Source organism: Sphingopyxis sp. KK2 (genome assembly GCF_001990265.1).
Classification (GTDB): domain Bacteria; phylum Pseudomonadota; class Alphaproteobacteria; order Sphingomonadales; family Sphingomonadaceae; genus Sphingopyxis.
In genome coordinates, this window is the sequence record NZ_LYVN01000194.1 from 1 (window position 1) to 5,817 (window position 5,817).

Sequence of the window (5,817 nt, forward strand, 5' to 3'; positions counted from 1 at the left end):
GCCGTCGCCGTGCCGCGCTCGCGCGCCGCATCACGCGGTCGGTCCAGCCGGCATAGCGCGGGTGCCGCCGCTTGAAGCGCACATAGATGCGTTTCGCCCAGGCGCTGTTCTGCAGGCACAGCATCAGCCCCAATGGAAAGACGATCAGGAAGCCGGGCCCCGGCAGCGGCCCGATGATCACCGCGACGATCATCAGCAATATGCCGAGGCAGAAGAGCGAGAGCCGCACCTGTGCGGTCGACCGCAATCGCTGGTAAAGGCTGCGCTTTGCCATGCACGGCGATGTGGGGAAGCCTCGGGCGTGTTACAAGGCTAGGTCAGTTGGGCCGGGTCAGTTCAGCGTGACGTAGCGCGCCATGTCGTCGCGCGTCAGATAGGTGACATCGTCGAACGGCGTCGCATTGGTCATCGTGTAAAAGGCGCGCGCCTTGGTGTCGTCGAGGCCCATTTCGCGATAATAGCTCAGATATTCGGCGTGCACCGGGTCGCTTTCGGGATAGTCGCGCGCCTCGCGGCCATATTCGTCGGCCCAGCTGTGGACGCCGAATTCAGCGTCGGGGGCGGCGCTGCGCCTGACCCCCGCCATCCAGAGTTCGACCGCGCCCGAACGCACCGATCCGCCGCGCGGCACGATCGTTTCCATGCCGGCGCGCCGGATCGCGCGGGCAAGGATCAGGTTCGCCGCCTCGTCGAGGCTGCCGGGGCAATCGACCATCTCGATCCGCTTCAGCGTGGGATGCGCCGCCATCATCGCTGCGAACTGGCGCGGCGTCGCGCCGTCGACGTCGCCCGCCATGCGCACCGTGGTGCCGTCGATGACGGAGAAAGGCCCGTACTGCGCCTTCGCGCGGCCGAGCGTCGCAAGATCGGCATGCGGGGCATAGCGCCGCGTCGCGCCCCCGAAATCGTCGGCGCCTGCATCGGCCGCCATCGCATCGTCGCCCAGCAGCGCTTCATCCTCGTCGATGAAACCCTCGTCGTCGCCGAAGACGTCGCCCTCGTCACCGCCGCTGACCGTGTAGGTCCAGGTCACCGTCGTGGTCGTGATCACCTGCTGCGCGCGCGCCGGCGCAAAGGCCAGCACGCCGGCGAGCAGCGCGACGATCAGGGTACGGGCGAGGGCGGCGGCGGAAAGCATGAAGCCGCTTTCGCGCGCGCGCGCTTGCCAAAAGGCAAAGCGGCGCGGTCAGCGCTTCATTAACCACGCCGCCGCCGTGCCGTTTCGGGACGGCGGCGCCGCAAAGGTTAATCGCGGTCGGGCGCGCCGAGCGGGAAATAATGGCGATAGCGCCGCGCATCCTCGACGCAGCGCGCCACCGACGGATGCGCGAGCAGCCGCGCGCGATAGCCGCGCAGATTCTCGTATTTCAGATCGATCCGATACACCCAGTCGGCATAGAAAAGCGCCGGCGCCGCCGCGCAATCGGCGAGCGTGAAGCCGTAAGGCGTCGCACAGCCGCCCCCTGCCAGCTCCCTGTCGAGCCAGGCATAGATCGTCTCGAGCCGCGCCTCCGTCTGCTCGACGATCATCGGCAAATGGTTTTCGGGGCCGCGGATCGCGTCGTTCACCACCTCCTGCATCCGGTTCATCACCTGATTGTCGAAGATGCGGTCGAACAGGCGCACCTTGAGCGCGGCATCGGCGTCCTCGGGGATCATCCGCGGTTCGGGCACCAGCCGGTCGAGATATTCGATCATCACCGACGTCTCGAACCAGGGCGTCCCGTCGTGGACGATCAGCGGGAATTGCCCGACCGGCCAATGCGCGCGCAGCTCGGGCATATGCTCGGGGAATTCGGGGTCGACGTTGCGATAGTCGAATTCCATCCGCTTTTCGTAAAGCGCGATCAGCACCTTCCATGTGTAGGAGGAAAAGGGGTGGCCATAGAAGATCAGCATCGCGTCATCCCTTCACCGCGGCCTCGATCTTTGCGATGTCGATCTTCTTCATCGTCATCATCGCGGCAAAGGCGCGCTGCGCGGCCTCGGGGTCGCCGCCCATCGCCGCGTCGGTCAGCACGCGCGGGGTGATCTGCCAGTTGAGGCCCCATTTGTCCTTGCACCAGCCGCACTCGCTTTCCTGCCCGCCATTGCCGACGATCGCGTTCCAGTAGCGGTCGGTTTCCTCCTGCGTGTCGGTATGGACCTGGAAGGAAAAGGCCTCGCTATGCGGAAAGATCGGCCCGCCGTTCAGCCCGACGCACGGAATGCCCAGCACGGTGAAATCGACCGTCAGCGCGTCGCCCTTCTTGCCGCCCGGAAAGTCCGAAGGCGCCTTGTGCACCGCGCCCACGTTGCTGTCGGGAAAGGTCGCCGCATAGAAATTCGCCGCTTCCTCGGCATCCTTGTCGTACCAGAGGCACAGGCTCACCGGCTGGCTGGTGGGTTGGCTCGTCATCATTTCTCTCCTTCGATGGGTGCCCCGATCGACCACATGTGACCAAATGGGTCTTTGATCTGGGCATAACGGTCCCCCCAGAACATATTGCCCGGCGGCATCACCACGCTCGCCCCCGCCGCCACCGCGCGGTCGAACCAGGCGTCGGCGTCGTCGACCTGCAGGTGCAGGGTCACCCCGTCGGGCGGCCCGCTCTTGTGCTCGACATATTCGGGAAATTCGTCGTGCATCATCAGCGACGCGCCGTTGATCGTCAGATGCGCATGCATCAGCCGCACGCCGTCGTCGGCGGGCATGCGCATGACTTCGGTCGCGCCGAACGCCTTGATATAGAAATCGATCGCCTCGCTCGCGCGGCTGTTGGCGATCGCGATATGCGGGGTGAGGCCGCCGGTGGGGCCCTGTTCGGGGGTTGCCATGGCGCCGCTCCTTATTTCTTCGGTCCGACGAAGCCGATCGGCGCGCCCTGCGGGTCGATCGCGTTCATCGCATATTCGCCGCCGGGGATTTCCATCGGTTCGCTGGTGATCGTGCCGCCGCCCGCCGCCACGGCGGCGCGCGCGCGGTCGATGTCGTCGACCCCGATATAGAAATTCCACACCGGCGCCGGATATCCTTCCATCAACGGCATCACCGCGCCCAGCCCGACGTCGCCGCGCTGGATGAAGCGGTACGCGCCGATCGGCCCCATATCCATCTCGCCTTCCTGGCCCCAGCCGAAATGCGTCTTGTAAAAGGCGATCGCGGCTTCGGGATCGCTCGTCGCGAGTTCGTTCCAGCGGACGCGCTGCGCCTCGGTCACCGAGAACACGTCGCTCTCCATGCCTTCCGACCCCGGCGGCGGGGTCGGGTCCATGATGTAAAAGGCTGCGCCCTGCGGGTCGGTGACCATCGCGATGCGCCCGACGGGAATGTCCATCGCGGGCATCTGCAGCGCGCCGCCATCGGCCTTGATCGCGTCGACCGCCGCATCGACGTCATCGACGTGGAGATAGCCGATCCAGAAGGGCCGCGCCCCGCCGGCTTCCATCTCGGCGGTCAGCGCCAGCACCCCGCCGGCGTTGCCGCCGTCGCTGCGCCCGATCATCCGGTAATCGACCCCGCCGGGGGTCGGCTGCCCCTCGGCATCGATCGTCCAGCCGACGACCGCGCCGTAAAAGGCGGCGGCGCCCTTGGGATCGGGGGTCATCAGCTCGTACCAGATGAAGTTCGATGCATCCGTCATGTCTTTCCTCCTTCGACGGTCGGAAAATAATCCCCGCGACCTTCGGGGGTCATGTCGAGCAGGCCCCACAGCGAATCGACCAGGTCGCCCGCGCGGTGGTGCTGGCCGGGGTCCGACGGCGCGAACGCCATCTCGCTGCCCCAATGGTGGCGGATCGTGTCGCCCTGCTTTCGAAAGACGTTGAAGATCGTCTCGTCCCACTCCTCGCCGGGCTTCAGCTTGCGCTCCTCGCGCATCGCGGGCGGGAATTTGCGCGTGTCGCCGAAATAATCGGCCGAATAGCGCGTCGTGACGTCGGACAGGAAGGTGAAGTGCGGCCAGCCGCGCACCCGCGCCCATTCGGCGAGCCGCGCGATCGGCGACTTGGCGACGATATAGAGCGGGGCGCGGTCGTCGATATAGCGCGCGCCGCCGTCGACCGAATCGAGCATATGCGTGCAGCCGGGGCAGGGCGTGTCGCGCTCGGCGTTCCACATGAAGCTGTAGAGGATGATCGTCGGCTTGTCCGCGAACAGCTCGGACAGCTTGACCGTCTCGGGCCGCTGATAGGCGCCGATGCGCTCGAACACATAATCCTCAGGCGTTTCGCCGCCGGGCGGCAGCGCGCGCCGCTGCGCCGCGACCGCCTCGATCTGCCGCCGCAGCGCGATCTCGGCATCGAGCAACGCGTTGCGTGCGGTCCGGTAGTCGGCGCTCTCATTGGGATAGCTGATGTGGTGCATGTCGCTCTCCTTCATCCCCCCGCATACCGCGACCAGCCGGTCGTCTTCTCGACCGGCGGCGCGCGGAATCCCATCGCGGCCCAGGCCGCCAGCAATTTCCACATGAACTTGCCCGAATGCGTGGCGTAACTCGGCAGGTCGTCGGCGAATTCGACCCCGGCGGGCCGGTCCTTGGTCATCGTCCGCATCGCCACCGGCGGGCGTTCGTCCTCGGCGATGCGCCCGGCATAGACGCTCAGCCAATGGCCCTTGGTGAATTCCAGCGCGACCGGCGCGTTGCAGCACGTCGCGACGAAGCGCCGGGTCGGCGAATCGGGTTTCAGCCGGTGATCCTCGATCCGGTCGGTTCCCGTCATCCATGCGATGCGGTCCTTGCGCACCAGCAGATAGGGGGTGCCGCCATCGGCCTCGACCACGCCGGGTGCGCCGGGCAGCGCATCGAACATCTGCCCGGCCTGCTGGCAGCTCTCGCAATAACAGGTCGCCGCGACGATCGGCTTACCCGCCAGTTCCAGCGTCACATTGCCGCAGGGGCACGACGCGATGCGCGTTTCGGGCTGCTCGGTGCCGGCCATCGGGTCTCTCCTAAAGCCCCTCCCCTTCAGGGGAGGGGTTGGGGTGGGGGCCAGCGAAATTATGCAAGGCCGCTGACCCCCACCCGCTGCGACTAGGGAGCAAGCTCCCAAGTCTCGCTGCCCTCCCCCGAAGGGGAGGGCATATAGGGCTCAAGCCTCCACGATCGGCGCAAAGCCGCCATAGATCATGCGCTTGCCGTCAAAGGTCTGGTCGTTCGGATCATGCTGCATCCGCTCGTCCTTCATCACCTTGTCCCAGCCGGCCTGGCGCGTTTCCTTGTCGGGCCATTCGACCCAGCTGAACACGACGCTCTCGCCGTCTTGTCTGTGCGCGGCGCGATTGAAGTCGGTGACCTTGCCGTCGGCCACATCGTCGCCCCACGCCTCGACGACGCGCGTCGCGCCATGGTCGCGGAACACGGACGATGCCTTCTCTGCCATCGCGCGATAGGCTTCCTTGTTCGCGTCGGGCACCGGGACGATATAGCCGTCGGCATAACCGAAGCCGCCTTCCGCACTGTCGTCGATCAGCGAGTCGAAACCCGCGACGATCATGCGCTTGCCGTCGAACGGCATCTCGCCGCCCATCGCCGCCATGCGCGGATCGTTCATCATCTTTGTCGTCGCGGCGTCACGCGTCGCCTTGTCGGGATATTCGAACCAGCTGAACACGACGGTCTCGTCGGGCTTCGCCTGCACCGCGCCCTTGAAGTCGTTGACCTTGCCGTCGGGCACATCGTCGCCCCAGCATTCGACCATGCGCGCGACGCCGAATTCCTTGAACAGGGGTGCGGCGTCGGCGGCGTGCTTGCGATAGGCTTCCTTGTTGGCGGTCGGCACCGCGACCACAAATCCTTCTACATAGGTCATCTTGTCTCTCCTTGGGGGGTGGGAGGG

General features: G+C 66.2%; 9 protein-coding genes and 1 pseudogene. All 10 read right to left on the bottom strand.

What is annotated here, in order from left to right:
• On the bottom strand, positions 1–274 hold a 274-nt coding region (locus tag B1A78_RS19960; protein ID WP_083734352.1), incomplete at its 3' end, for a PGPGW domain-containing protein.
• 57 nt (positions 275–331) lie between these two features.
• Positions 332–1,138 (bottom strand): alpha/beta hydrolase, encoded by an 807-nt coding sequence (locus B1A78_RS19965; RefSeq protein ID WP_077148627.1) that lies wholly within the window; start codon positions 1,136–1,138, stop codon positions 332–334.
• A 107-nt stretch (positions 1,139–1,245) separates the two neighbouring features.
• A complete protein-coding gene (locus B1A78_RS19970) occupies positions 1,246–1,899 on the bottom strand; it encodes a glutathione S-transferase family protein (protein WP_077148628.1) in 654 nt (217 codons plus the stop codon).
• A 4-nt stretch (positions 1,900–1,903) separates the two neighbouring features.
• Positions 1,904–2,401 (bottom strand): VOC family protein, encoded by a 498-nt coding sequence (locus tag B1A78_RS19975; protein ID WP_372236912.1) that lies wholly within the window; start codon positions 2,399–2,401, stop codon positions 1,904–1,906.
• Positions 2,398–2,817: a glyoxalase/bleomycin resistance/extradiol dioxygenase family protein gene (locus B1A78_RS19980; RefSeq protein ID WP_077148630.1), complete on the bottom strand. Its 420-nt coding sequence runs from the start codon at positions 2,815–2,817 to the stop codon at positions 2,398–2,400. Before B1A78_RS19980 ends, B1A78_RS19975 begins: the two co-directional genes overlap by 4 nt.
• Before the next feature lie 11 nt (positions 2,818–2,828).
• Positions 2,829–3,623 (bottom strand): VOC family protein, encoded by a 795-nt coding sequence (locus B1A78_RS19985; protein ID WP_077148631.1) that lies wholly within the window; start codon positions 3,621–3,623, stop codon positions 2,829–2,831.
• Entirely contained in the window at positions 3,620–4,345 is a 726-nt protein-coding gene (locus B1A78_RS19990) for a DUF899 family protein (protein ID WP_077148635.1), read from the bottom strand. The genes B1A78_RS19985 and B1A78_RS19990 overlap by 4 nt, the downstream gene beginning before the upstream one ends.
• An 11-nt stretch (positions 4,346–4,356) precedes the next feature.
• Positions 4,357–4,920, bottom strand: a complete 564-nt coding sequence (locus B1A78_RS19995) for a GFA family protein (RefSeq protein WP_077148632.1) — start codon at positions 4,918–4,920, stop codon at positions 4,357–4,359.
• 150 nt (positions 4,921–5,070) lie between these two features.
• Entirely contained in the window at positions 5,071–5,475 is a 405-nt protein-coding gene (locus tag B1A78_RS23210; protein ID WP_306171663.1) for a DUF1428 domain-containing protein, read from the bottom strand.
• A gap of 18 nt (positions 5,476–5,493) precedes the next feature.
• A pseudogene (locus B1A78_RS23215) lies at positions 5,494–5,790 on the bottom strand (DUF1428 domain-containing protein); the annotation flags it as partial.
• Positions 5,791–5,817: the final 27 nt, after the last annotated feature.